Below are 24,083 nucleotides of genomic sequence, written 5' to 3'. Positions count from 1 at the left end.
CCTTGATCAGTCAGCGCGTGGCTGGCTGTTCTGCTCGGCAGGCAATGTCTTGTCGGCGCTGATTGCGATGCGGGCGTCATTGTCCAGTTTGATCTGGCCAGCGCTGACCACTTGTTCGCCGTTCTTCAACCCTTTGGTAATCAGCACCATTCCATCGCGGCGCTCGCCGGTCTCGATAGAGCGTCGCTCGGCGATCAGCACCGGTTGTCCGTTGGCGTCCTTCTCGATGCTGCCGTCGGCGGCTTTTTTCTGCGCCACTACAAATAGGGAGTTGCCGTAGAGGGTGTAGGTGATCGCGCTTTCCGGCACCACGATCTGCGGTTGCGGATCCGGCAGCATGACTTGCAGGCTGGCGAACATGCCCGGCAGCAACTTGCCGTCCGGATTGGCCAGAGTCGCACGTACCAGCACGTTGCGGGTGGTGTTTTCGACTTTCGGGTTGATCGCGCTGATGGTGCCGGGGAAGTTCTGCGTCGGGTAGGCCGAGACGTTGACCTGAACCGGCTGACCGAGAGCGATTTTCGGTACCGACTGTTCCGGCACGTAAAAGTCGACGTAGAGGCTGCTCAAATCCTGCAAGGTGGCGATCACTGTGCCACTGGGCAAGTAGTCGCCGACATCGACCTGACGAATGCCGATGGTGCCGCTGAAGGGCGCGACGATGTGTTTCTTCGCCAGGATAGCCTTGAGCTGGTTGACCGTGGCTTTGTTCTTGTGCAGCAGTGCCGTGAGTCGGTCGAATTCACCTTTGGAAATCGCCTGGCTGCCCACCAATTGACTGCCGCGGCCATAGTCGAGCTGAGACAGACCGAGATCGGCCTGAGCGGTTTCCAGCAGGGCGCTTTCCACTGCGCTGTCGAGTTGCACGATCGGCTGGCCGGCCTTGACCTTCTGCCCGGACTCGAACTGCACGTCCTTGACCGTCCCGGCGACTTCCATGCTCAGGTTGATCCCTCGCAGCGCCTTGAGCGTGCCGACCGAGGGCAAACGGTTTTGCCACGGGCGTTCGGTAGCCGTGGCCACGGCCACGCTCACCGGCGGTGTCGGCACGGAGAACATCTGGACTTGCTGATAGATGGAGAAGGCTTTGTAACCTGCGAGCAGCAGAACCATAAGCAGGACAATACCCAACATGATCAGCATGCGGCGACGCAGCATATTCCGGTTCCTTGGAAATTAAAGCTGAAAAAAATGAGATGTAAGGCAGGTTACTCCGACTGTGGTGGTGATTCCAGATGGCCCCGATCCGGGTGTTTAGATCAAATGAAGGTGGTTGTCCCAGAGCCCTGCAGGTAGCTCAAGGGGTTTTGCAACGAGTTCTGTCTGACGACAATCGTAGAAACGACAACGTCCCTGACCCGAAGTGACGACGAAGCCGTCAGCGACTGCACCGACCCCGGCACAGTCGGGTAAAGGCGCGTCGAGGCGAACTTGCGCAGTATCCAGATCCCAGATAAAGAAGCGGTTACCCCGCGGTGCGGTGAGGGCTACCAGGCGCAGTTCGCTGTGTACGGCGACACTGGCGGTGTAGTGCCCCATGGCTTGTAGCTGGTGCTCGGCGACCGGGAACGGCACAAAGGGCTGACCAGGACGCTTGATCGCCAGCAACTCGGAAGGCTCGTGGGCATCGCCCATGAACTGTTGACCGGCGACGATGGTGCCGTCGCTGGCAATGCCCAGATGGCGCACGCTGTTCATCTGCTGGGCGAGGGTTTCCTTGCTCAGCAAGGTGCCGTCGCGCTGCATCAGCACCAGGCTTGGCTGCATGGCATTGAGGTTCATTTCGACCCGGCTTTCGGCCTCGGTACGGATACCGCCATTGGCCACTACCAGGGTCTCACCGTCGGGCATCCACGACACTTGATGCGGTCCGATGCCATGGGTGGAAATTTCCCCACTGTGCACCAGCCGCTCACCTTCGAACTTGTATACGCCGAGCAGGCCGCGACCGGGATCAGTGGTGTCGTTCTCGGTGGTGTAGAGCCAGTCGCCGCTCTTGTGAATCACCGCGTGACCATAGAAATGCCGGTTCGGCTGAGAGGCAATGGTCTGCAACAGCGTGCCGTCCCGCAGATCGATCAGGTAACTCTCGGTCCCGGGGCGACGGGCGACAAACAGTGCTATCGGCAGCGTCGGATGATGGATGATGTCATGGCAACGCAGACCGACCCGGGTGGCGAACACCTGGGTGCCGTCCAGACGATAACCGACGGCATAATGCTTGCCGTCGCCATCGTCCCGCGCCGAGAGCAGCAAAGGACTTTTGTCCTTGTGCCGAAACAGCGTCCAGCCGCCCAGCGTCACTACGCCAAGCAGCAAACTGCCTAAAGTCAGAGCCTGACGTCGCAGCATGGAGCTAACCCTCATCAGTCGCCGTCGTTGGCGTTGAAGCCCAGTTGGATGCCCAGCGCCTTGGCCAGTTCGCCTTCGTGCAGGCGGTGGACGACATTGAGGCTGTCATAGATAGCGTTGAGTTGCTGGCGACCGGCGTCGTCGGCAAGCATCTCGGTCAGTGAACGCTGGTTGCTGGTGAACAGTTTCAACGACGCGGCGTAGGCTGCATCGATCTTGTCGGCCAGCGGTTTCTGCTCGGTTGGCAACAGGCCGCGCAGGCCCTTGTTGTCGACACCGACCCAGACGGTCTGGGCGGCAGCCAGGCTGGCTTCCATGCTTTTTAGTGAAGACTGGCTGCGCCAGGCATCGGCCTGGAACGGCTGTGGGATACCCTTGCTCTGGCGACCCATTGGCGTGCCGAGTTTTTTCTTCAGGGTGTCCAGCGCGGTCACTTGAACCCGCAGCAGATCGGCGATTGCTTCGCGGGAGTCGGCATAACGCTGATTCGGGAATTTGCTCATCTGCGCGAGCATGCCGTCGTTGGTGTTCCAGCGTGACAGGATCTCTTCGGCGAGGACTTTCTGACGTTCGCCAATCGCTTTCAACAGTGGGCAATAGCGGGCTTTCTGCGCGCTGTCGGCCATGTCGACCTTGCTGTCGAACAGAACGTATTCATAGGCCGAAAGGCCTTGCACCACTACGCTGGATTTGGCCAGCGCAGCGGCATCGATTTGCGGCTGCGCGGTCACCAGTTGCTCGACCTGACGGCCGACCAGATTTTTCTTGTCCGGCCAGAACTGCACTTGCCAGGAACGGTTGCCCTCGGCCAGCGGGCCGATCAGCAGCGGCTGCAACTCGGCCCAGGCTTTTTGCGCGTGGAGGAAGTCGGCGCGGGCGGTTTCCAGGTTTTCCTTGCCCTCACAGAAGGCCAGCGCGCTGACCGCCAACTGGCGGTCGGCTTCGACCCAGCGGCTGTAGGTCGGCAGGATCACCTGCTTGGCGATGGCCGCCGAGGTCACTGCTTGTGGGTCCTGGGGCGAACAGGCACCCAAGGCGAGCGCGGCAAGGCTGGTGAACAACAGTTTGGGGCGGAACATGTCGGGCTCCCTTTTTTGGGGTAGAAAGCTGGGTGGAAAGCTGGGGAAAGCTGGAGAAAGCGTTATAGAGAATTCAGAAATGCCAGCAACGCAGTGCGCTGCTCGGCATTGAAAGACAAAACCTGTTGCTGTGCCGCCTGTGCTTCACCGCCATGCCAGAGCACCGCCTCGAGCAGGTTGCGGGCACGGCCGTCATGCAAGAATTGGGTATGACCGCTGACCGTCTGCGTCAGGCCGATGCCCCACAACGGCGGCGTGCGCCAGTCGCGGCCACTGGCCTGGAATTCCGTGCGGTTGTCGGCGAGGCCATCGCCCATGTCATGCAGCAGCAGGTCGCTGTAAGGGCGAATCACTTGATTGGCCAGTTCAGGCTCTGCGGCATTCGCGGCAGTGGTGAATTTTGGTGTGTGGCAGGATTGGCAGCCGGCCTGATAGAACAGGCTTTTGCCGGCCAGCACTTGCGGCGAGCTGACGTCGCGACGAGCCGGAACGGCGAGGTTACGGCTATAGAACAGCACCAGACGCAGGATGTTGTCACTGACCTCGGGCTCGCTGTCCGGGCCATTGCCATTGGGCGCTTGCAGACAGGCGGTCTGTGTTTGGGTGCAGTCATCAACAGGTCTCAGGCGGGTGCTCAGGCCCATATCACCCGAAAACGCGTGAACGTTTTGTTGATTGAGATTGGGCTGCCCGGCTTTCCAGCCAAAACGACCGAGAACGGTTTTTTGTTGCGCGTCATCCCAGACTCGATTCGGTCGCCCGGCGATGCCGTTATTGTCGTCGTCTTCAGGGTCGGCATTGGCCAGAATTGCAGCATCGGGGATAGCTTCGAGCAGGCCCAGGCCAATCATCGGCGGGGCTATGCGTGCAGAGAAGCGCGTGTCCGGATGCATCGGCCCGTAGCCGAGTTGGGTGATTTGCAACTTGGGTTTACGCAGCTCGACCTCGGTGCCGTCCTTGAAGCGAACCGGTACGGGGTCGTAGTCGACGCGTACTTTGCCTTCCGGTGCGACGCCGGGTACCGCCATGTCCTGAAATTGCCCACCATAGACCGGCTCCGGCACCACGCCGAGCTGTTCGATGACGTTGGCATAGGCCGGGGTGTTCGGGATCGACAGGCGTACCAGCATCGACACCGCGTTATCCGAGTCGGGCGTTGGCGGATGGCCGCGTCCGTCCTTGATGTGACAGTTCTGGCAGCCATTGGTATTGAACAGCGGCCCCAGACCGTCACGCGCGGTAGTGGTCGACGGGGCAATCACCCAAGGGTTTCGAAAGAAGCTGTTGCCGACGCTGAAATCCAGACGGCGGGTGGGCGACAGGTTGGCCGAGGGCAGGGAGAAGGCGTTCTGATCGGCCTTGCCCACCGTCGCGCTGCCACCTGAACGCGCTTCACCGGGCTCGGCCTTGGTGAAATGCGGGACGTCATCGCAGGCACTCAGGCTCAGGGCCAGCAACAGAGCAGACAAGCGAAGCAGCAGCGAGGGCATCAGACTTCCTGCAGGACGAGCAAAACAAGGGCGCAAAGTCTATCAGGGTAGGGGAATTTGAATAAGAGGAATTAGCGTTTAGTTTGATATGAAGCAAGGTTTTCGGGGCGCAGCGATTACCTGTGGGAGCGGGCTTGCCCGCGAAGAAGATTATGCGGTGTTTCAGATGCAACCGTGTCGTCTGTTTCGCGGGCAAGCCCGCTCCCACAAAAATATCATCTTCCAGCCACAAAAAAGGCGACCCGAAGGTCGCCTCTCTATTCACTCAAGCAACGGGTGATCAGAACTCGTGATCAGCGTTGTCCGGGTTCAGGTCGGTGATGCCCAGTTTGCCGGCAGCCTGTTCGATCGAACCGGTCTGCTTGACCAGCGAAGCGATGGCGTCGCGAACGATCTGATTGCCGGCGGTGTTGCCTGCGGCGATCAACTGGTCATAGTGCTCACCCTTGTTGGCGTGGTCGACGATCACTTGCATCCTGGCTTCGGTAGCGGCCAGATCGGCTTTAAGCGCGGTGTCGGCGGCCGGGTCGGTTTTGGCGACCAGTGAGGACAGGCTGGCGCCGGTCATTTTGGTGCCGTCGACACGGGTGTATTCGCCCAGGTACACGTTGCGAATGCCTTTGGCATCGTAGAACTGCGAGTAGTGAGTGTTATCGCTGAAGCAGTCGTGTTCGTCTTCCGGCGAGTTGGCTTCCAGGGAAACCTTCATGCGCTCGCCCGCCAGTTCACCCAGGGACAGGCTACCCATGCCGAAGAGCATTTTGCGCAGGCCGGTATCGGTGGGTTCGGCTTGCAGAGTGGCGCGGTAGTTGTCGGCCACGTTCGGCTTCCAGTTACCGACCATTTCTTCCAGGTCACTGACCAGCAATTGGGTTACGGATTTCAGGTAAGCACGACGACGATCGTTGTGACCGCCGGTGGCGCCTTTGCCTTCCAGGTAGTCGGAGGCTGGACGGTTGCCGGCGCCAGGGCCGGTGCCGTTGAGGTCCTGGCCCCAGAGCAGGAATTCGATGGCGTGGTAGCCGGTGGCGACGTTGGCTTCGGAACCGCCCAGCTCATTGAGGCTGGCGAGTTTTTCCGGGGTGATGTCTTTCACGTCGATCTTGTCTTCGCCGACCTGAACTTTGGTGTTGGCGATGATGTTGGCGGCCGCGCCGGGGTTGCCCAGTGCGTGCGCGTAGCTCTTGTCGACGTAGTCGATCAGGCCTTCGTCCAGCGGCCAGGCGTTAAGCTGGCCTTCCCAGTCATCGACGATGGTGTTGCCGAAGCGGAACACTTCGCTCTGCAGGTAAGGTACGCGCGCGGCGACCCAGGCAGCCTTGGCAGCTTTCAGGGTGTCGGCGTTCGGCTTGGCAAGGAACGCGTCGATCGCGGTTTGCAGGGTTTTCGCGGTGGATTCGGCATCGCTATAGACGGCGAAGACGATGTCGGCGTAATGCGCGACAACGGCTTTGGCAGCGGCTTCGTCAACTTTACCAGCCGTAGCGGCAGCAGCAGGTGCTGCGGTGCTGGCGGCCGGAACAGGCGCTTGAGGAGCGGCAGCCTTGTCTTTGCCTTCGCCACAACCGGCGAGGGAAATAGCGATGGCCAACAGACTGGCGGTAGCCAGAGGCATACGAATCATGGCGAACATCCTGCTTCGAGAGGGGGGACAGGCGCGGCGGGCGCGCAAAACTGCGACATAATGCGAAAGATTTGCATTATGTGTAAAGGGTTGGCGTTGGAAATATTTCTTATTCACGCTTGCATATGACCTGTAGCAGCTGCCGAAGGCTTCGCCAGCTGCTACGCGGTTCGCATCCGGGCACGTCGGCATGTTTTACAGGATGGTTGCATTGCTGCGTTGGGCTTGCTTCAAATAAGCGCTCAACTCCCGGGCAGGCAGCGGCTTGCTATAGAAGTAGCCCTGACCTTCGTGGCAGCCTTCGGAGATGATGTAAGCCTCTTGTTCGGCGGTCTCCACGCCCTCGGCAATCACCTGCATGCCCAGACTCTTGCCCAATTGAATGATCGCTCGAACGATGGTGGCATCGTCGTCGTCATCCAGCAGGTCCTGAACGAAGCTCTTGTCGATCTTGATCTTGTCCAGCGGCAGGCTTTTCAGATAACTCAGGGACGAATAGCCGGTGCCGAAGTCGTCGATGGCGATCAACGCCCCGGAGCGGCGCAGGCTGAGCAAGTGCTGAGCAGCGGTGCTGATGTCTTCCATCAGGCCGGTTTCGGTCACTTCCAGCTCCAGACTGCGTGGCGGCAGGCGATATATTTGCATCAGGTTGTTGACCACCCGTGGCAACTCGGCGTGGTGCAATTGCACGGTGGACAGGTTGACCGCCATGCGCAAGATGAATCCTTGATCGTGCCATTCGCGTAACTGGCGGCAGGCCTGATCCAGCACCCATTCACCGATGGCGATGATCGTGCCGTTCTGTTCGGCCAGCGGGATGAACAGGTCTGGTGGCACTATCCCGTGTTCCGGATGTTGCCAGCGAATCAAGGCTTCGACACCGACTATACGGTGATCGCGGTAGCTGATCTGCGGTTGGTAGACCAGATAGAACTGTTCGCGGGTCAGGGCCTCGCGCAGGTCTTTTTCCAGCTCCCGTCGGCGACGCATTTCGCTGTCGACGCTGGCGATATAGAACTGATAACGGTTGCGCGAGCGGGTCTTGGCCAAGGTCATGGTTTGCTCGGCTTTCTGCAACAGCTTCTCGGTGCTGTCGCCATCCTCCGGGAACAGCGTGATGCCGATGGTGGCCCGCAGGCGAATTTCCTGATGGTCGAGGGCAAACGCCGCTTCCAGGTCATCGAGAATGCTTTGTGCCAGTTCAGCGGCTTCGTAAGGCTGTTCGATATCGGCCTGAACCAGCGCGAACTGGTCGCCGCCCAAGCGGGCGAGGGCGCCCAGGCGACCGCTATGAGCGCGCAGGCGATCGGCCAGTGCCAGTAGCAATTGGTCGCCGGTCTGGTAACTGAATTGTTCGTTGATGCCCTTGAAGTCATCGAGGCCAACACAAAGCACGGCTACACGCCGTTGCAAGCGGCCGGCATCCACCAGAATCTTGTCCAGTTGCTGCTGCAGCTGCTGACGATTAGGCAGCCCCGTGAGGAAGTCGTACTGGGCCATGCGCAGCAGGCTGTTTTCCGCTTCATGGCGCAGGTGGGTGTTGCGTTCGATCGAGGCCAGCAATTGATTGGCGGTGTTGATCCAGAGGCCCAGCTCGTTTTTCTCATGGCCCTTGAGCTGCGGAATTTTGTGTTCGCTGGGGCGGTCGGGGTTGATCTCGGTCAGGTGCTCGATGATCCGCGACAGCGGCTTGGTCAACAGCCAGTGATAGACCAGATACAGCACCAGGCCCATGGCCATGGCGCGCAGCACCCCGGAAATAAAGATGATCACCGAACTGACGATAAAGCCTTGACCGTAAGTGGCGGTGTCGAGGGTGATGCTGAGGTCGCCGTAGTACTCGCTGTACGGTCCGCGACCTACCAACTGGGTGGTAAAGGTGCGTTCCTGACCGAGGATCAGGTCGGTCAGCCAGCGGCTGGGTGATTGCCGCAGTTCGCGGTTTTTTTCCGCCAGCATGGTTTCGTTGGGATGGCCGATGGATGCCATGCGCACGGCGTCATCCCGGAACAGGCCTTCGATCACTTGCATGCCCATTTCCCGATCGAGGCTGTACACCGCCTGGGTCGATGGGTCGCGGAACATGTCGAGGATGCGCTGGGCATCGTTGGCCACAGCCTGGCGTGTCTTGTAGGCATCGAAGACGATTTGTGCACAGCTCAGAACTACGCCGACGATCAATGCCGACAGCAGTACAACCCGGAGCAACTTCACCGACAAGCTGTTTTTGAGTTCCAGCTTCAAATGGCTTTTCCTTGTTCCGTGCGGGTAGCGTCAAGTTGCCATGAGTATTGGCAATCCTGTGATGGCCGTCAAAGGGACAATCAAACACAGGATATTTCGCCTGTCTGCTTGGCCAAAATGCGGTTTGGCTTGTTCGGGCGATTGGTACTGTGTCGGTCGCAACCCTGCGTAACTTGAGGGTTGTGCGAGAATTTTCCCAGGGCTTGATGTTAGCGTGCCATTACGCTGAGGCAAGGAAAAAATTGGATCCCTGTAGGAGTGAGCTTGCTCGCGAAGGCGGCCTGACAGCCGGCCTGGCTCTCACGGATGTACACGGATCCATGTGGGAGCTGGCTTTGCCTGCGAAGGCGGCCTGACAGCCGGCCTGGCTCTTGCGGGTGTACATATCCATTCCTGCGGTAACGGCTGCTTAAGGTTCCGCCTTTACGGCGGGTCACTTGGAAAAGCCCCAAGTAACCAAGGGCTCTTGCCCCTTTCGTTCGGTGCCTCGCCTAGGCTCGGCATGCCCTCGCTCCGGTCCTGCTCCGTGGGCCCGCCGCGATCGGCCATCCATGGCCGTGCGCGGCTAACCCGGCATCCATGCCGGGTTGCCCACTGCGCAGAACCTGCGCTCGGCCTCTCGAGGGGGCGGTGCATCAAGATCAAAAGCTGCAGGCGAGCTAACGCTCGGCCTGTTGAGTGGTGAAAAGCGAAAGTTGTACGCCGATCTATTGTGGGAGCGAGCCTGCTCGCGAAGCTGTTGATCTTGCCGTTGCCGTTGCCGTTGCCGTTGCCGTTGCCGTTGCCGTTGCCGTTGCCGTTGCCGTTGCTTCTGCTTCTGCTTCTGCTTCTGCTTCTGTTTTTGCTGTTGCTTTGCTTCGGCTTTGGATCTGCCTGCCCCTTTCCCAGAGGCCGAACGCAGGCGTTGCGTAGGGGGCACCGCGGCAGGATGCCGCGGTAGCCGCCCCCGGGCCATGGATGGCCAATGGCGGCGGGCCCCCGGAGCAATGCCGGAGTGAGGGCATGCCGAGCCTAAGCGAGGCACCGAATGGTGGGGCAGAAGCGCTTTGGTTACTTTCGCGCTTTTTGTATAGATCGGAGAGATGGTGGACACGTGTACGGGGACATGGTGGACACATTATGGACCGTAATCAGGATTGTTTACGTTGATAGTGCGCAGTAGGTGATGGCAAAAAAAGATGTTGAATAGGTCCTCGCTGTCAGGATGAGGACGTATGGCGATCAGGTGCCCGACGAGGCCTTTGGCGATGTGTATAGACCGGAGAGATGGTGGACACGTGTACGGGGATATGGTGGACACTTTCTGATGAATCTGACGCCATCGCGAGCAAGCTCGGCTCCTACAAGGAAGTGCAGTACCGCAGAAAATGGATATGTTCCTCACCCAAAACCCATAAAAAAACCCGGCAAATGCCGGGTTTTTTGACTGGCGCGAAGCTTAAGCAGTGAAGACCTTGCCTTCGAATTGCTCAGCCACGAACTTCCAGTTGACCAGGTTCCAGAACGCTTCGACATACTTTGGACGAAGGTTGCGGTAGTCGATGTAATAAGCATGTTCCCAGACATCGCAGGTCAGCAGCGGGGTGTCGCCGTTGGTCAGCGGGTTGCCGGCGCCGATGGTGCTGGCCAGAGCCAGGGAACCGTCAGCCTTTTTCACCAGCCAGCCCCAACCGGAACCGAAGGTACCGATGGAGGTTTTGCTGAATTCTTCTTTGAACTTGTCGAACGAACCGAAAGCCGCGTTGATGGCATCAGCCAGCGCGCCGGTTGGTTGACCGCCGGCGTTTGGCGCCAGGCAGTTCCAGTAGAACGTGTGGTTCCAGACCTGAGCGGCGTTGTTGAAGATACCGCCCGAGGAAGTCTTGACGATTTCTTCCAGGGTCTTGCCTTCGAACTCGGTGCCTGGCACCAGGTTGTTCAGGTTCACGACATAGGTGTTGTGGTGCTTGTCGTGGTGATATTGCAGAGTTTCCTCTGAAATGTGCGGCTGCAGGGCATCGTGTGCGTAAGGCAGCGGCGGCAATTCGAAAGCCATGATGATTCTCCTAATCAGGTCAGTTGCGGTGAGCGCAAGGCCGATCACGGGCGGCCAGACATGCGCCGGGGAGTTTGTACTCTTTGCGGCGCAGGGTTCGGATCATAGCACCGGGGGTGCGGCATAACCACGCAACAACTGTGTGGAATAGAGGTTCCAGAGCTTTTGGGAATAATCAGGCCGCGGTGATTAATTGAAAGGCGACGGTGAACATCATTATGGCCACCAGCAGGTCGAGAATTCGCCAGGTGCCGGGGCGTGCCAGCCATGGTGCGAGCCATGCGGCGCCCAGGGCCAGGGTGAAGAACCACAGCAATGACGCGCTGGCCGCGCCAATCACGTAGGCGCCGGGTACGGTTTGCTGAGCCCCGAGGGAACCGATCAGCAACACAGTGTCCAGATACACATGGGGGTTGAGCAAGGTCACCGCCAGTGCGCTGAGCATCACCGCCCGTAGCGAGCGCACGGTCTGGTTCCCGGCCTGTTGCAGGCTTTGCCGGGAACACGCCCGACGCAGTGCCAGGCTGCCATACCACAGCAGGAAGGCCGAGCCGCCCCAGCGGGCGATCGCCAGCAGCAACGGATTCTGCGCCAGGAGGGTTGCCAGCCCGAAGACCCCGGCGGCGACCAACAAGGCGTCGCAGGTCACACACAGCGCAGCCACTGGCAGGTGATGCTCGCGTCGCAGGCTTTGCGCCAGGACGAAAGCGTTTTGCGTGCCGATCGCCATGATCAGCCCCGCTGCGACCAACAGGCCGTTCACATAGCTTTGCCACATAGGGTTTACTCCGCGCCCGCCGCCAATTGCCGCAGCACAGTCATGGCGCGCTCGGCATCGGCCTGGCCGACAAACAAATGATCGTGGTAGTAACCGGCAATCACATTGCAGCTGATCCCGGCCTGGCCCAAGGCACTGGCGAATGCAGCGGTGAGGCCGACGGCTTCGAGTGCCGAGTGCACGTTCAAGGTGATCCACGCCGCTACATAATCGAAACTGAAGCCAGCCTTTTCGGCTTGCTCGCGCTCGAGGATGACCGTCAAACCTTCCTGCTCGCGGAAGCTGCCGATGACTTCACAGTCCTTCGGCAAATGGCCGTCGCGAATGGTGCAGAACACGTACTCGCCGTCGTTCAGTTGCGGGCTCATGCTGCGCAGCAGGGTTGCCAGAGAGGTTTCACCAGCCATGGAAAATGTCCTTGAAAGAGGAAGCTTGCTGGTCATTCTCCGGTCAGAAGTTGTATAAGAAAAACCAATATTGCTGATCACCCATTAGGAAAACTGATGTTCGACTATAAATTGCTGTCCGCTCTCGCTGCAGTGGTCGAGCAGGCCGGCTTCGAGCGGGCTGCCCAAGTCCTGGGCTTGTCGCAATCGGCCATCTCGCAGCGGATCAAACTGCTCGAGGCGCGGGTCGGCCAGCCGGTGCTGGTGCGGGTCACGCCACCTGCGCCGACCGAGATTGGCCGACGCCTGCTCAACCATGTGCAGCAAGTGCGTTTGCTCGAGCGCGATTTGCAAACACTGGTGCCGGCGCTGGATGAAGAAGGTTTGCCGGAACGTCTGCGCATCGCCCTCAACGCTGACAGTCTGGCGACCTGGTGGGCAGAGGCAGTGGGTAATTTTTGCGCCGAGCAACATCTGTTGCTGGATCTGGTGGTGGAAGACCAGACCGTCGGCCTCAAGCGCATGCGTGCCGGTGAAGTGGCGGCATGCGTGTGTGCCAGCGAGCGGCCGGTGGCCGGGGCGCGCAGCCTGTTGCTGGGGGCCATGCGCTATCGTGCCCTGGCCAGCCCGGCCTTCATTGCCCGACATTTCCCACAAGGCGTTCGGGCTGAGCAGTTGGCGCGTACACCGGCGCTGGTGTTCGGTCCGGATGATTTTCTCCAGCATCGCTACCTGGCTTCATTGGGTGTCGACGGCGGTTTCGAGCATCATTTGTGCCCGTCATCCGAAGGGTTTATTCGACTGACCGAAGCGGGGCTCGGCTGGGGGCTGGTGCCGGAGTTGCAGGTCCGTGAGCAGCTTGAGCGCGGGGTGTTGGTGGAGCTTTTGCCAGATAAGCCGATCGATGTGCCGCTGTACTGGCATCATTGGCGCAACGGCGGGCAATTGCTCGGTCAGTTGACCGAGCATCTGGCGCGATCATCAGCGCAATGGCTGGTGCCGTTGGAGTGATTGCAAGCGTCAGGGCTTCAGGTAATACGCAGTGCGATACGCATGAAAAACGAAAGAAATCGGAGCAAGTCATGAAAATTCTGGTCACCGGCGCAAGCGGCTTCATTGGCGGGCGCTTTTCGCGTTTCGCCCTGGAGCAGGGCCTGGACGTGCGGGTCAACGGGCGTCGGGCCGAGGGTGTCGAGCATCTGGTGCGCCGCGGTGCCGAGTTTGTCCAGGGTGACTTGAGTGATCCGCAGCTGGTTCGCCACTTGTGCCGTGACGTCGACGCAGTGGTGCACTGCGCTGGCGCGGTCGGGCTGTGGGGGCGTTATCAGGACTTCCACCAAGGCAATGTGCTGGTCACCGAGAATGTGGTCGAGGCCTGCCTGAAACAGAACGTTCGACGGTTGGTGCATCTGTCGTCGCCGTCGATCTATTTTGATGGCCGTGATCACTTGGGGCTGACGGAAGAACAGGTGCCGAAACGCTTCAAGCACCCCTACGCCGCCACCAAATACCTGGCTGAGCAAAAGGTCTTCGGTGCCCAGGAGTTCGGTCTCGAAGTACTGGCCCTGCGCCCGCGTTTCGTCACGGGTGCCGGTGACATGAGCATTTTTCCGCGGCTGCTGAACATGCAGCGTAAAGGTCGCTTGGCCATTATCGGCAACGGCCTGAACAAGGTCGATTTCACCAGTGTGCAGAACCTCAATGAAGCCTTGCTCAGCAGTTTGCTGGCCACCGGCTCGGCGTTGGGCAAGGCCTACAACATCAGTAACGGTGCGCCAGTGCCGTTGTGGGATGTGGTGAACTACGTGATGCGCCAGATGGAAGTTCCACAGGTTACCCGCTACCGTTCCTACGGTCTGGCCTACAGCATCGCGGCACTGAACGAGGGTTTTTGTAAACTCTTGCCAGGGCGCCCGGAGCCGACGCTGTCGCGCCTGGGCATGCAGGTGATGAGCAAAAATTTCACCCTGGACATCAGCCGCGCCCGCCATTATCTCGACTATGAGCCGAAGGTCAGCCTGTGGACGGCCCTCGATGAATTCTGCGGTTGGTGGAAGGCTCAGGACATTCGCTGAAAAAATAAACACTGAACCGAGTTTGGAGTTCAGGGTCGATCAGTGCTACGAGTAGCGGTTTATACTCAAAGCATTAAGCCATCACTGCGGTTCAGAAAGGTTGACCCATGCGTAACGATGCTCACGACGACTTCGATGATGTCCCAAGCCTGCGGGCCGACTCCATCGACGATGATTTCCCGACCACCGCCACCGCCCGTGAGCGCACCAGCGTGCACTCGCGGCCCACTAAGGTGGTCAAGGTCAAAGGTTCGGGCAGCGGGCCGCTTTGGGCGCTGGTCGGGGCCTTGTTCTTCGCGTTCGCGGGCCTTGCCTGGTGGAGTTTCCAGCAGATATCGTTGATGGAACAGCAACTGGTCGCGACCCAGGAAAGTTTCGCGCGCATCAGCGAGGAAGCGGCGGGGCGCTTGCAGGCTATTTCCGGCAAGGTGGTCGCCAGCGAATCCAGCGTCAATAACGGCAGTGAAGCGCTGAAGTTGCAGATCAGGCAGCTTGAAAACAAATTGCTTGAGCAGAACAAGCAACAGCAGGGCGTTGCTGGCCAGGCCACTGACCTGGACAAGCGCCTGGCGCAAATGACCGCGCAGACCGCCGAACAGCAATCCGTCAATACCCAGCTGCAAGCCCAGGTGAAATCCCTGAGCAGCGAACTGACCGCCCTGAAAAACGCCCCGGCCGACACGAGTAAAGTCGACGCTCAACTCAAAGGACTGAGCGCTGAAATCGCCGCGTTGAAAAAACAAGGCAACCCGAGTGCCGCCATCGAGCGCCTGGAGCAGGACTTGATCGTCCTCAAAAGCCAGCAGGACAACCGCCCGGCAACGCCTCAGGGTGGCAGCAGCACCGCCGAGTTCGATGCCTTCCGTGGCCAGGTCACGCGTAACATCAATACCCTGCAAAGCCAGATCCAGAACCTGCAACAGCAGATCAGCGCCCGTCCTTGAACGCAGATTGGCGGTGATTGACCGATCGCGAGCAGGCTCGCTCCCACATTAGTTCTGCGTCGATCACACTATTGTGGAACGACACAGATCCAGTATGGGAGCGAGCCTGCTCGCGATGCAGGCGACGCGGTCTCTCTATCTGACCTTGTCCTCCCGCCCCCGCAACAAAGGTCAGCAGCAGGCTCCTACTCGATAGCCTCATAAGGAAGCCCGACGTAATTTTCCGCAATGGTTTTTCGACCGGCCTCGGAGCCGACGAAGTACTCAAGTTCGGTCTGCGCAATACGTTGGCTGAAGGCATCCGTGTCAGGGAAGTTGTGCAGGATCGAGGTCATCCACCAGGAAAAACGCTCGGCTTTCCAGACCCTTCGCAGGCAGATTTCAGAGTACTTCTCGAGCAAGTCGGTGCGGCCTTCGCGGTAGACCTTGAGCAGGATATTGAACAAGGTACTGACATCGCTGGCGGCCAGATTCAGACCCTTGGCGCCGGTGGGCGGGACAATATGGGCCGCGTCACCCAGCAAAAACATCCGCCCGTATTGCATCGGCTCGACCACGAAGCTGCGTAGCGGCGCGATGCTTTTCTCGATAGATGGCCCCGTCACCAAATCGTTGGCCAAATCCTCGGGCAGGCGGGATTTCAACTCATCCCAGAAACGCTGATCGGACCAGTTCTCGACCGTCTCTTCGGCCGGTACTTGCAGGTAATAGCGGGTGCGGGTGGCCGAACGCATGCTGCACAAGGCAAAACCGCGTTCATGCCTGGCGTACACCAGTTCCTCGTGGACCGGCGGCGTATCGGCGAGGATGCCGAGCCAGCCGAACGGATAGACCCGCTCGAAAACCTTCAGTGACTCGCTGGGAATCGACTGCCGGGCGACGCCATGAAAGCCGTCGCAGCCGGCTATGTAATCGCAGTCCAGGTGCCAGGTTTCGCCGTCCTTTTCGAACGTCAGATAGGGTTGTTCGGTGTTCATGTCATGGGGCTGGACGTTGCTCGTCTCATACAACGTCAGCGCGCCTGCGGCTTGCCGGGCGGCCATCAAATCGCGGGTGACCTCGGTCTGGCCGTAGATCATCACGGTCTTGCCACCGGTGAGTGCCTGCAGATCGATATGCACCTGGCGCCCGTCGAAGGCCAGTTCGAAACCGCCATGGACCAGACCTTCTGCGTCCATTCGCTGGCCGACCCCGGCCTGGCGCAGCAGATCGACCATGCCTTGCTCCAGTACCCCGGCGCGGATCCGGCTCAATACGTAGTCCGGGACCTGGCGTTCGAGAATGACGGTGTCGATGCCGGCGTTATGCAGCAATTGGCCGAGCAGCAGACCGGACGGACCGGCGCCGATAATGGCCACTTGAGTCTTCAGCGTTATCATTGTTTTTATGTCTCGCAAGCTTCACCCGAACAAATCGGTGAATGGGTTCTGAGTGCTTGCATTTTTCGCTTGAGAACCCGTCAAATGAAGGTGAAAACTGAGCCGATAGCTGTACATTTCGCCAATCGGTGCGATTATCGCCCAACTCTCCGAGGCCTGGATTGCAGTTATGAATAAGCCTGCCCTTCCTTCGATTCCAGTGTTCAAACTCTATGGCGAAAGCCTGGACTGGCCGACGCCGGATTTACTGCACTGCGAAACCATCTCCAAACGCAGTCGTGAGCATCAGTGGGAAATCAAACCGCACCGGCATGCCGATCTGTGTCAGTTGCTCTTCGTACACAAAGGCCAGGCGGAGCTTGAGATAGAGGGCAAGCGCACGCGGCTCGAAGAGTCGGCCATCCAGATTCTGCCGCCGCTGTCAGTGCATGGCTTTCGTTTTTCGCCAGACGTCGAAGGCTATGTCGTCACCCTGGCCGCGCCGCTGGTGGCGCACCTTCAGGCGCAGCTTGGCAACTCGGTGAATGCCCTGGCGGTGGCCGAAAGCTATCCGGCAGGTGCCGACAGCCACTACCTGAACAGTCTGTTCTCGGCATTGCAAAACGAGTACGTGGGTCATCAACCTGCGCGGGAAATGCTGATGCACTCGCTGGTCAGCGTGATCATGGTGTGGGTCAGCCGCCAGGTGATCCAGCGCCGCACCGCGAGCCAGCGCCCACAGCGTGCACGGGAATACCTCAATGGGTTTATCCAGCTGGTCGAAGAGCATTATCGCGAACACGTGAAAGTCGAAGACCTGGCGCATAAGCTGGGGATTTCCGTCTCGCATCTCAACGGCACTTGCCGTGAGCTGGCCGGTCAGCCGGCCTTGCAGATCATGCATGAGCGCCAGTTGCTGGAGGCCAAGCGGCTGCTGACCTACACCAGCATGACCATCTACGAAATGTCCGACGTGTTGGGTTTTTCTGATCCGACCAACTTCACGCGCTTGTTTCGGCGGCGAGTCGGAATCTCTCCCAAAGCGTTTCGCGACCGGTTGAAGGCCGACCAGGACAGCGAGGTGTAAGGCTGCGTTTTTTATCCGAGCCGTTATCGAAGCGCGTTAAAGGTCGCGGTGTGCGGGATACAGCGCTCGAAGTTGCAGCTGGCAAATGCGCTCTTGGGTTGCTGACGGGCCTGTTCGACACGGTAGGCCGCTGTTCCGTACAACGCGAGCGTGGCCGTGCAGGTGATGAAAATCGCGAGGTATCTTCTTGTTTTGATGTTCATGGCGCTGACCTCTGAACGAGTACCCGTCAGTCAGGTGGGGTACTGATATCAGCATAGGTCAGCGGTGGTGAGTTGCCATGGAGATGGGCCATGCCGTTGATGGGGTATTCAGCAGGTTGATCGGGTCAATAACTGTGGGAGCGGGCTTGCCCGCGAAGACGTCATCTCAGGTGAAAAATAGGCTGGGGCGACCGTTGCTTTCGCGGGCAAGCCCGCTCCCACAGGGGGTGTGTTCTGATCTTGATGTCCCTAAAGCCCTACATCCCACTCCGGCTCTTGCGGAAACCTCAGCACCAGGAAATCCAGCATGCTGCGCAAAGTGGCCGGCATGTGTTTGCGTGAGGCATAAACCGCGTAGATGTTCATTTGCCGTGGTTCGGCGCCGGGCAGTAGACGCACCAGTTCGCCGCTGTGGATATGCACTCCCGTCTGATAGCTTGGCAGCATCGAAATTCCGGCGCCGGCTATGGTCGCGCGCAGCAGGGTGCTGGCCTCGTTGGCGCTGATGTTGCCCTGCACCGGTACCGAAACCTGTTCACCGTCCCGCTCGAAGTGCCAAAGGCTTTTGCCGAAGTAGGAGTGGGTCAGGCAATTGTGCTGGCTGAGCTCTTCCACCCGATGCGGCGCCGGATGCTGGCGCAGGTAGGCGGGGGAGGCGCAGATCACCGAACGACACACCGTCAGCCGGCGGGCGATCAGGTTCGGGTCCAGGTCGTTGCTGGTGCGGATCGCCAGGTCGATGCGCTCATCCACCAGGTTCACCGTGCGGTCGAGCATCTGCAGGTCGATGCTCACGCCCGGGTAGCGTTTGACATATTCGACCATGGCATCGGCCAGTTGCGCCTGGCCGAATGAAGTGCTGACGCTGATTCGCAGCAAGCCACGCGGGGCATCGTTCGGCTCGCTGACCGCGGCTTGCATGTCGCTCGACAAATCGAGCATTTGCCGGCAGCGCGGCAGGGTCTCGGTGCCGGCAGCGGTCAGGCTCAACTTGCGGGTGGTGCGATGCATCAGCCGTGCGCCGACCCAATCCTCCAGTTCCGCCAGATACCGTGAAACCACTGGCCGCGAGAGCTCCAGATGGTCGGCGGCGGCCGACTGGCTGCCGAGGTCGACCACGGTGACAAAGACCCGCATTGCTTGAAGACGATCCATGATTTGCCCGATTTCAGAAACAAACTATGTCCAAGCATCGCATTTTTTGTAGCGAGTGAGGCAACTAAGCTCTGTCCATCGTCACTCACGGCGAACAGATCTCAGGAGCAGCACATGATCGGATTTTCCTCACTCAAGCGCCTTTTGCTGGCCACCGCGACCCTGGGCTTCGTCGCCCATGCAGCGGCGGCCGAGCCGGTGCTGACCCTGGACGTTTACAACCCAGGCACGGCGGCGATTTTTCCGGTGACCTCGGTGCTGGTCAGCGGCAAGAAAGAAGCCATTCTGGTGGACGCGCAGTTCGGCAAATCCCAGGCCGAGCACGTGGTGGAAAAGATCCGCGCCAGCGGCAAGCAACTGACCACCATCTACATCAGCCACGGCGACCCGGATTACTACTTCGGCCTCGACACCCTGACCGCGGCTTTCCCGAACGCCAAGGTGCTGGCCTCCGGGCCGACCGTTGAACATATCAAGGCCACCGTTGATGGCAAGGTGGCGTTCTGGGGCCCGAAAATGGGCGCTGACGTACCGAGGAAAACCATAGTTCCGCAAGTGCTCCAGGGTCACAGCCTGACCCTGGAAGGGCAGAAACTCGAGATCATCGGCCTCGACGGCAAGCAGCCGGATCGCACCTTCGTCTGGATTCCGTCGATCAAGGCCGTGGTCGGCGGTGTCGTGGTAGCGGAAAACATCCATGTGTGGATGGCCGATACCCAGACCGCGCAGTCCCACACCGATTGGCTCGGCACACTGAAAACCATCGAAGGCTTGAACCCCAAGACCATCATCCCGGGTCATTACCTGGGTGAGAGCGCCCGCTCCGTGGCCGCCGTGCACTTCACCGCCGACTACATCAACGCCTTCGACGAAGAAACCGCCAAGGCCAAAGACTCGGCCGAGCTGATTGGGGCGATGAAAAAGCGATACCCGGACCTCGGCGAAGAAAGCTCCCTGGAGCTGAGCGCCAAAGTCGCCAAAGGCGAAATGAAGTGGTGAGTCTGTGGCGAGGGGGCTTGCCCCCGCGCCACAATAGGTGATCGTTCCCACTTAAAGCGCGATCACCTTTCCTGCGCCTGCTCCACCAACCACTCCATCAATTCGCGCAACTGCGCCGACGGCTCCGGGCGTTCCGGGTAGACCAGGTAATAGGCCTGCCCGGTACGTACTTTCAGTTCAAATGGCATGACCAGCCGTCCGGCGCTCAGGTCTTCGCCGATCAACGACCAATCGCCGATCGCCACCCCAGTCCCTTGAGAGGCGACGGACATCGCCAGGTCCAGCGTATCGAAATGCTGTCCTTTGCCGATGTTGCTGACGCGGGCCCCGGCGGCCTTGAGCCAGGCTTCCCAATCCCGTTCGTCGCGAGTCGGGTGCAGCAACATGTGCTGTTCCAGATCGGCGTGGGTCTTGAGTGGCGCCGCGCCGTTGAGCAATTGCGCCGAGCAGACCGGCGTCAGTTGTTCATCGAACAGGTGATGGCAGGCCGCATTGCTCGGCGCCGTGCCATACACCACCGCCGCATCGAACTCTTCGCGACGAAAATCCACGGCGTGCTGCACGGTGGTGGTCAGTTCCACCGGCACGTCCGGGCGTTTCTTTTGCCACTGCAACAGACGTGGCAGCAGCCAGCGCATCATGCAGGTCGGCGCCTTGAGTTGCAGGGCCTCGCGCTTGGCGCCGACGTGTTCGACGGCTTCGTCGATCAGGTTGAAGACCTGTTGAATGCGCGGATACAACTCACGTCCTTGTGCGGTCAGGCTCAGGCCTCGGGCCTGGCGCTGGAACAACGGATAACCGAGATGGCTCTCCAGCCCGGCGATCTGTCGGCTCACCGCTCCCTGGGTAATGTGCAGCAGATCCGCCGCCCGCGTGAAGTTGCAGCACTGGGCGGTGATCATGAAGGTATGCAGAGCGGGCAAGGGCGGAAGACGTTTCATGGGTGCTCAGGCATGAGTGGAGGACATGCCTAGTATGACTATTTTTGGTTTGTCACCGCTATACGCCGACGGGTCCAATTGCGTCACCTTTGTGCCCTGGCGCGTGCCTGAAAAAACGCCATCAGGGCGCAGTTTCAGCAAATAAGAAGGACAGCAGAAATGGCGACGTGCGGCGAAGTATTGGTCAAGTTACTCGAAGGTTATGGCGTCGAACAGGTGTTCGGTATTCCGGGTGTTCACACCGTTGAGCTGTATCGCGGGTTGGCCCGTTCGAGCATCAACCACGTCACGCCACGCCACGAACAGGGCGCCGGTTTCATGGCCGACGGCTATGCCCGCACCAGCGGCAAGCCGGGTGTGTGCTTCATCATCACCGGCCCTGGCATGACCAACATCACCACCGCCATGGGCCAGGCGTACGCCGATTCGATCCCGATGCTGGTGATCTCCAGCGTGCAGTCGCGCAGCCAGTTGGGCGGCGGGCGCGGCAAGCTGCATGAGCTGCCGAACCAGAGCGCGCTGGTGGGCGGTGTGGCGGCGTTTTCCCATACGCTGATGTCCGCTGCCGAACTGCCAGGTGTGCTGGCGCGGGCATTCGCTTTGTTTCAGGCCGGCCGTCCGCGTCCGGTGCATATAGAAATTCCGCTCGACGTGCTGGTCGAAGACGCCGATGACTTGCTCGCCAGTCTGCCGGTGAGCATCACCCGCGCCGGTGCAGCGCCTTCAGCCATTGCGCAAATGAGCCAATTGCTGGGCACTGCCAAGCGTCCATTGATCCTCGCTGGTGGCGGTGCCATCGATGCGGCGGCAGAACTCACGAAGCTGGCCGAACTGCTGGACGCGCCGGTGGCGTTGACCATCAATGCCAAGGGCATGCTGCCATCGCGTCATCCGCTGTTGATCGGTTCGACTCAATCGCTGGTCGCAACCCGCGCGCTGGTGGCGGATGCCGACGTAGTGCTGGCGATCGGCACCGAATTGGCCGAGACCGATTACGACATCACCTTTGCCGGTGGCTTCGAGATTCCCGGCGCCTTGCTGCGCGTTGACATCGATCCGGACCAGACCGTGCGCAACTACCCGCCGCAAGTAGCGCTGGTGTCCGACGCGCAAACGGCAGCGCAAGCCTTGCTGACTGAACTTGCCGGACACACCCTGGCCGAGCGCCGCTCCGACTGGGGCCATGCCCGTGCAGCCACGTTGCGAGCCGAGCTCGAGACCACCTGGGACGCGCCGACCCGCGCGCAGACGCTATTTCTTCAGACCGTTCTGGACGAACTGCCGGAAGCGGTGTTTGTCGGAGATTCGACCCAACCGGTGTACACCGGCAACCTGACGTTCAACCCTGAGCAACCGCGCCGCTGGTTCAACTCGTCCACCGGTTACGGCACCCTCGGTTATGCCTTGCCGGCAGCCATTGGTGCCTGGCTCGGTGGTGGTTCCGAGCGCATTACGCGCAGACCCGTGGTGTGCCTGATCGGCGACGGCGGGCTGCAATTCACCTTGTCGGAACTGGCCTGTGCGGTGGAAGCGCAAACGCCGGTCATCGTGCTGCTGTGGAATAACCAAGGCTACGAAGAGATCAAGAAATATATGGTCAACCGCGCCATCGAGCCGGTTGGCGTGGACATCTACACCCCGGACTTCATCGGCGTGGCCAAGGCTCTGGGTTGCGCTGCCGAAGCCATCAACGGTGGCGACGAACTGCGCGCTGCGTTGCGGGTAGCCAGTGACCGTCAAGGTCCGACCCTGATCGAAATCGACCAGACCACCTGGATGAAGGCGGTGCAGGCATGAGCAGTTCTTCGACCTTGAATGGCCTGTATATCAACGGCCAATGGTGCGCCGGCAGCGAGCGTTTGCAGGTGATCAACCCGGCCACCGAAGAACCCTTGGCCACCGTGAGCGGTGGCGATGAGCAGGCGGTCGATCAGGCAGTGAACGCCGCCAGCGCTGCGTTTTCGCAGTGGGCTAAAACCCGCGGCTCTGAGCGTGGTGCAGTGCTGCGCAAGATCGCCAGCGGCGTGCAGGCGCGCCGTGAACGCCTGATGCAGTTGCAGTCGAGCAACAACGGCAAACCGCTGTTCGAAGCGGCCATCGATGTTGATGACGTGATTGCCACCTTCGAGTATTACGCCGGGCTGGCCGAAGCGCTGGACGCTCAGCAGGACCGCGCCGTGGACTTGCCGAGCGAAGACTTCGCCGCCCGTGTGCGCCGTGAGCCTTGCGGTGTGGTGGGCTTGATCGTGCCGTGGAACTTCCCGATGGTCACCACCGCCTGGAAGCTCGCTCCGGCGTTGGCCGCGGGCTGCTGCGTGGTCCTCAAACCGTCGGAAGTCACGCCGCTGCCGGAACTGGAACTGGCGGCGATCATTGCCGAGAGCGGTTTGCCCGACGGCGTGTTCAACCTGGTCTGCGGTACTGGCCTGGCGGTCGGCGCACCGTTGGCGGCCGATCCTCGCGTGGCGAAAATCTCTTTCACCGGCAGCAATGCGGTGGGGGTTCAGGTCATGCAACGGGCGGCGGAAACCGTCAAGGGTGTGAGCCTGGAACTGGGCGGCAAATCCTCGCTGTTGGTGCTCGCCGATGCCGATATCGAGTTGGCGGTGGAATTGGCCAGTGGCGGTGGATTCTTCAACGCCGGGCAGATGTGCTCGGCCACCAGTCGGGTACTGGTCGCCGATACACTGGCGGACGAGTTCCTGCTGCGGCTCAAGGCGCGTGCCGAATCCATTCGTGTGTCCGACCCGTTCGACCCGGAAGTGGAGATGGGCGCGCTGGTGAATCAGGCGCAGTACCAACGGGTACTTGGCCACATCGATCGTGGGCTGAGTGCTGGCGCCAAGCTGATTTGCGGCGGTGAGCGGCCGGAAAATCTGCCCCGCGGATATTTTTTGCGGCCGACGATCTTCACCCAAGTGCCCCTCGACAGTGCGCTGTGGTGTGAAGAGATCTTCGGTCCGGTGATTTGTGTGCGCAGTTTCGCTGGCGAGGAAGAGGCGATCGCCCTGGCCAATGACAGCGAGTTCGGTCTGGTGGCCAGCGTGGTCAGCCGCGATAGCGAGGCCGCCGAGCGGGTCGCCAACGCCTTGCAGGCCGGGCTGGTGTGGATCAACGCACCGCAAGTGATCTTCCCGCAGACAGCCTGGGGCGGCTACAAGCAGAGCAGCATCGGTCGCGAGCTGGGGCCATGGGGCATGCAGGCGTTTCAGGAAATCAAACATGTGATCCGGGCTGTCTGACAGCCCGCATAACCTGTGGCGAGGGAGCTTGCTCCCGCTCGGCTGCGCAGCAGTCGTAAACCTGCGCATGGGTTCCTACTGAAGGAACCGG

General features: G+C 60.2%; 20 protein-coding genes and 1 pseudogene. 7 read left to right on the top strand and 14 right to left on the bottom strand.

The genetic code is table 11. The annotated features are described in order from the left end of the window. Nucleotides 1-6: 6 nt before the first annotated feature. The 10 genes and pseudogenes from AC3I0A_RS21590 to AC3I0A_RS21545 all read right to left on the bottom strand — a co-directional run bounded on the left by AC3I0A_RS21590 (nucleotide 7) and on the right by AC3I0A_RS21545 (nucleotide 12,009). Nucleotides 7-1,158, bottom strand: a complete 1,152-nt coding sequence (locus AC3I0A_RS21590) for an efflux RND transporter periplasmic adaptor subunit (protein ID WP_489374493.1) — start codon at nucleotides 1,156-1,158, stop codon at nucleotides 7-9. A 96-nt stretch (nucleotides 1,159-1,254) separates the two neighbouring features. After that, complete coding sequence (locus tag AC3I0A_RS21585) at nucleotides 1,255-2,352, bottom strand: DUF1513 domain-containing protein (RefSeq protein WP_489374491.1); 1,098 nt, start codon at nucleotides 2,350-2,352, stop codon at nucleotides 1,255-1,257. 14 nt (nucleotides 2,353-2,366) lie between these two features. Next, on the bottom strand, nucleotides 2,367-3,431 hold the full coding sequence (locus tag AC3I0A_RS21580; RefSeq protein ID WP_489374489.1) for an imelysin family protein: 1,065 nt from the start codon (nucleotides 3,429-3,431) through the stop codon (nucleotides 2,367-2,369). Between the two features lie 62 nt (nucleotides 3,432-3,493). Further along, a complete protein-coding gene (locus tag AC3I0A_RS21575; protein ID WP_489374487.1) occupies nucleotides 3,494-4,921 on the bottom strand; it encodes a di-heme oxidoreductase family protein in 1,428 nt (475 codons plus the stop codon). 280 nt (nucleotides 4,922-5,201) lie between these two features. Beyond that, nucleotides 5,202-6,545, bottom strand: a complete 1,344-nt coding sequence (locus tag AC3I0A_RS21570; RefSeq protein ID WP_489374485.1) for an imelysin family protein — start codon at nucleotides 6,543-6,545, stop codon at nucleotides 5,202-5,204. 195 nt (nucleotides 6,546-6,740) lie between these two features. Continuing rightward, the gene (locus AC3I0A_RS21565; RefSeq protein WP_489374483.1) at nucleotides 6,741-8,789 is read right to left on the bottom strand and encodes a putative bifunctional diguanylate cyclase/phosphodiesterase; all 2,049 of its coding nucleotides are present in this window, start codon (nucleotides 8,787-8,789) and stop codon (nucleotides 6,741-6,743) included. Nucleotides 8,790-9,906: 1,117 nt separating this feature from the next. Further along, nucleotides 9,907-10,050: pseudogene (locus AC3I0A_RS21560) on the bottom strand (IS481 family transposase); the annotation flags it as partial. A gap of 177 nt (nucleotides 10,051-10,227) precedes the next feature. Then, a complete protein-coding gene (locus tag AC3I0A_RS21555; RefSeq protein ID WP_489374481.1) occupies nucleotides 10,228-10,824 on the bottom strand; it encodes a superoxide dismutase in 597 nt (198 codons plus the stop codon). Between the two features lie 175 nt (nucleotides 10,825-10,999). After that, nucleotides 11,000-11,602 carry a LysE/ArgO family amino acid transporter gene (locus tag AC3I0A_RS21550; RefSeq protein WP_489374480.1) on the bottom strand — a complete coding sequence of 201 codons (603 nt, stop codon included), beginning with the start codon at nucleotides 11,600-11,602 and terminating at the stop codon, nucleotides 11,000-11,002. A 5-nt stretch (nucleotides 11,603-11,607) separates the two neighbouring features. Beyond that, entirely contained in the window at nucleotides 11,608-12,009 is a 402-nt protein-coding gene (locus tag AC3I0A_RS21545; RefSeq protein WP_489374479.1) for an ACT domain-containing protein, read from the bottom strand. Between the two features lie 96 nt (nucleotides 12,010-12,105). Between AC3I0A_RS21545 and AC3I0A_RS21540 the strand changes: the two genes are divergently transcribed. The 3 genes from AC3I0A_RS21540 (at nucleotide 12,106) to AC3I0A_RS21530 (ending at nucleotide 15,007) form a co-directional block, all read left to right on the top strand. After that, entirely contained in the window at nucleotides 12,106-12,999 is an 894-nt protein-coding gene (locus AC3I0A_RS21540) for a LysR family transcriptional regulator ArgP (protein WP_489374477.1), read from the top strand. Between the two features lie 71 nt (nucleotides 13,000-13,070). Beyond that, entirely contained in the window at nucleotides 13,071-14,063 is a 993-nt protein-coding gene (locus AC3I0A_RS21535; protein ID WP_489374475.1) for an NAD-dependent epimerase/dehydratase family protein, read from the top strand. A gap of 107 nt (nucleotides 14,064-14,170) precedes the next feature. Beyond that, nucleotides 14,171-15,007, top strand: a complete 837-nt coding sequence (locus AC3I0A_RS21530) for an ATPase (protein ID WP_489374474.1) — start codon at nucleotides 14,171-14,173, stop codon at nucleotides 15,005-15,007. A gap of 185 nt (nucleotides 15,008-15,192) precedes the next feature. Here AC3I0A_RS21530 and pobA read toward each other — a convergent pair whose 3' ends face one another. Then, nucleotides 15,193-16,377: a 4-hydroxybenzoate 3-monooxygenase gene (gene pobA, locus AC3I0A_RS21525; protein WP_489378571.1), complete on the bottom strand. Its 1,185-nt coding sequence runs from the start codon at nucleotides 16,375-16,377 to the stop codon at nucleotides 15,193-15,195. A gap of 178 nt (nucleotides 16,378-16,555) precedes the next feature. On the opposite strand from pobA, the gene AC3I0A_RS21520 reads away from it, so the two are divergent. Further along, on the top strand, nucleotides 16,556-17,452 hold the full coding sequence (locus AC3I0A_RS21520; RefSeq protein WP_489374472.1) for a helix-turn-helix domain-containing protein: 897 nt from the start codon (nucleotides 16,556-16,558) through the stop codon (nucleotides 17,450-17,452). A gap of 23 nt (nucleotides 17,453-17,475) precedes the next feature. Here AC3I0A_RS21520 and AC3I0A_RS21515 read toward each other — a convergent pair whose 3' ends face one another. Next, complete coding sequence (locus AC3I0A_RS21515) at nucleotides 17,476-17,655, bottom strand: hypothetical protein (protein ID WP_489374470.1); 180 nt, start codon at nucleotides 17,653-17,655, stop codon at nucleotides 17,476-17,478. A 249-nt stretch (nucleotides 17,656-17,904) separates the two neighbouring features. After that, the gene (locus tag AC3I0A_RS21510) at nucleotides 17,905-18,810 is read right to left on the bottom strand and encodes a LysR family transcriptional regulator (protein ID WP_489374469.1); all 906 of its coding nucleotides are present in this window, start codon (nucleotides 18,808-18,810) and stop codon (nucleotides 17,905-17,907) included. Nucleotides 18,811-18,924: 114 nt separating this feature from the next. Between AC3I0A_RS21510 and AC3I0A_RS21505 the strand changes: the two genes are divergently transcribed. Further along, complete coding sequence (locus AC3I0A_RS21505) at nucleotides 18,925-19,809, top strand: MBL fold metallo-hydrolase (RefSeq protein ID WP_489374467.1); 885 nt, start codon at nucleotides 18,925-18,927, stop codon at nucleotides 19,807-19,809. 62 nt (nucleotides 19,810-19,871) lie between these two features. Here AC3I0A_RS21505 and AC3I0A_RS21500 read toward each other — a convergent pair whose 3' ends face one another. After that, the gene (locus AC3I0A_RS21500; RefSeq protein WP_489374465.1) at nucleotides 19,872-20,750 is read right to left on the bottom strand and encodes a LysR substrate-binding domain-containing protein; all 879 of its coding nucleotides are present in this window, start codon (nucleotides 20,748-20,750) and stop codon (nucleotides 19,872-19,874) included. Nucleotides 20,751-20,909: 159 nt separating this feature from the next. On the opposite strand from AC3I0A_RS21500, the gene AC3I0A_RS21495 reads away from it, so the two are divergent. Further along, nucleotides 20,910-22,547 (top strand): 5-guanidino-2-oxopentanoate decarboxylase, encoded by a 1,638-nt coding sequence (locus tag AC3I0A_RS21495; protein WP_489374464.1) that lies wholly within the window; start codon nucleotides 20,910-20,912, stop codon nucleotides 22,545-22,547. Further along, nucleotides 22,544-23,992: an aldehyde dehydrogenase family protein gene (locus AC3I0A_RS21490; protein ID WP_489374462.1), complete on the top strand. Its 1,449-nt coding sequence runs from the start codon at nucleotides 22,544-22,546 to the stop codon at nucleotides 23,990-23,992. Before AC3I0A_RS21495 ends, AC3I0A_RS21490 begins: the two co-directional genes overlap by 4 nt. Nucleotides 23,993-24,083 lie beyond the last annotated feature (91 nt).

It is taken from the genome of Pseudomonas sp. KH_024_B2, assembly GCF_057839965.1.
Note: the sequence above shows the minus strand (reverse complement) of the source record. Positions and strands in the feature narration are given on the sequence as shown.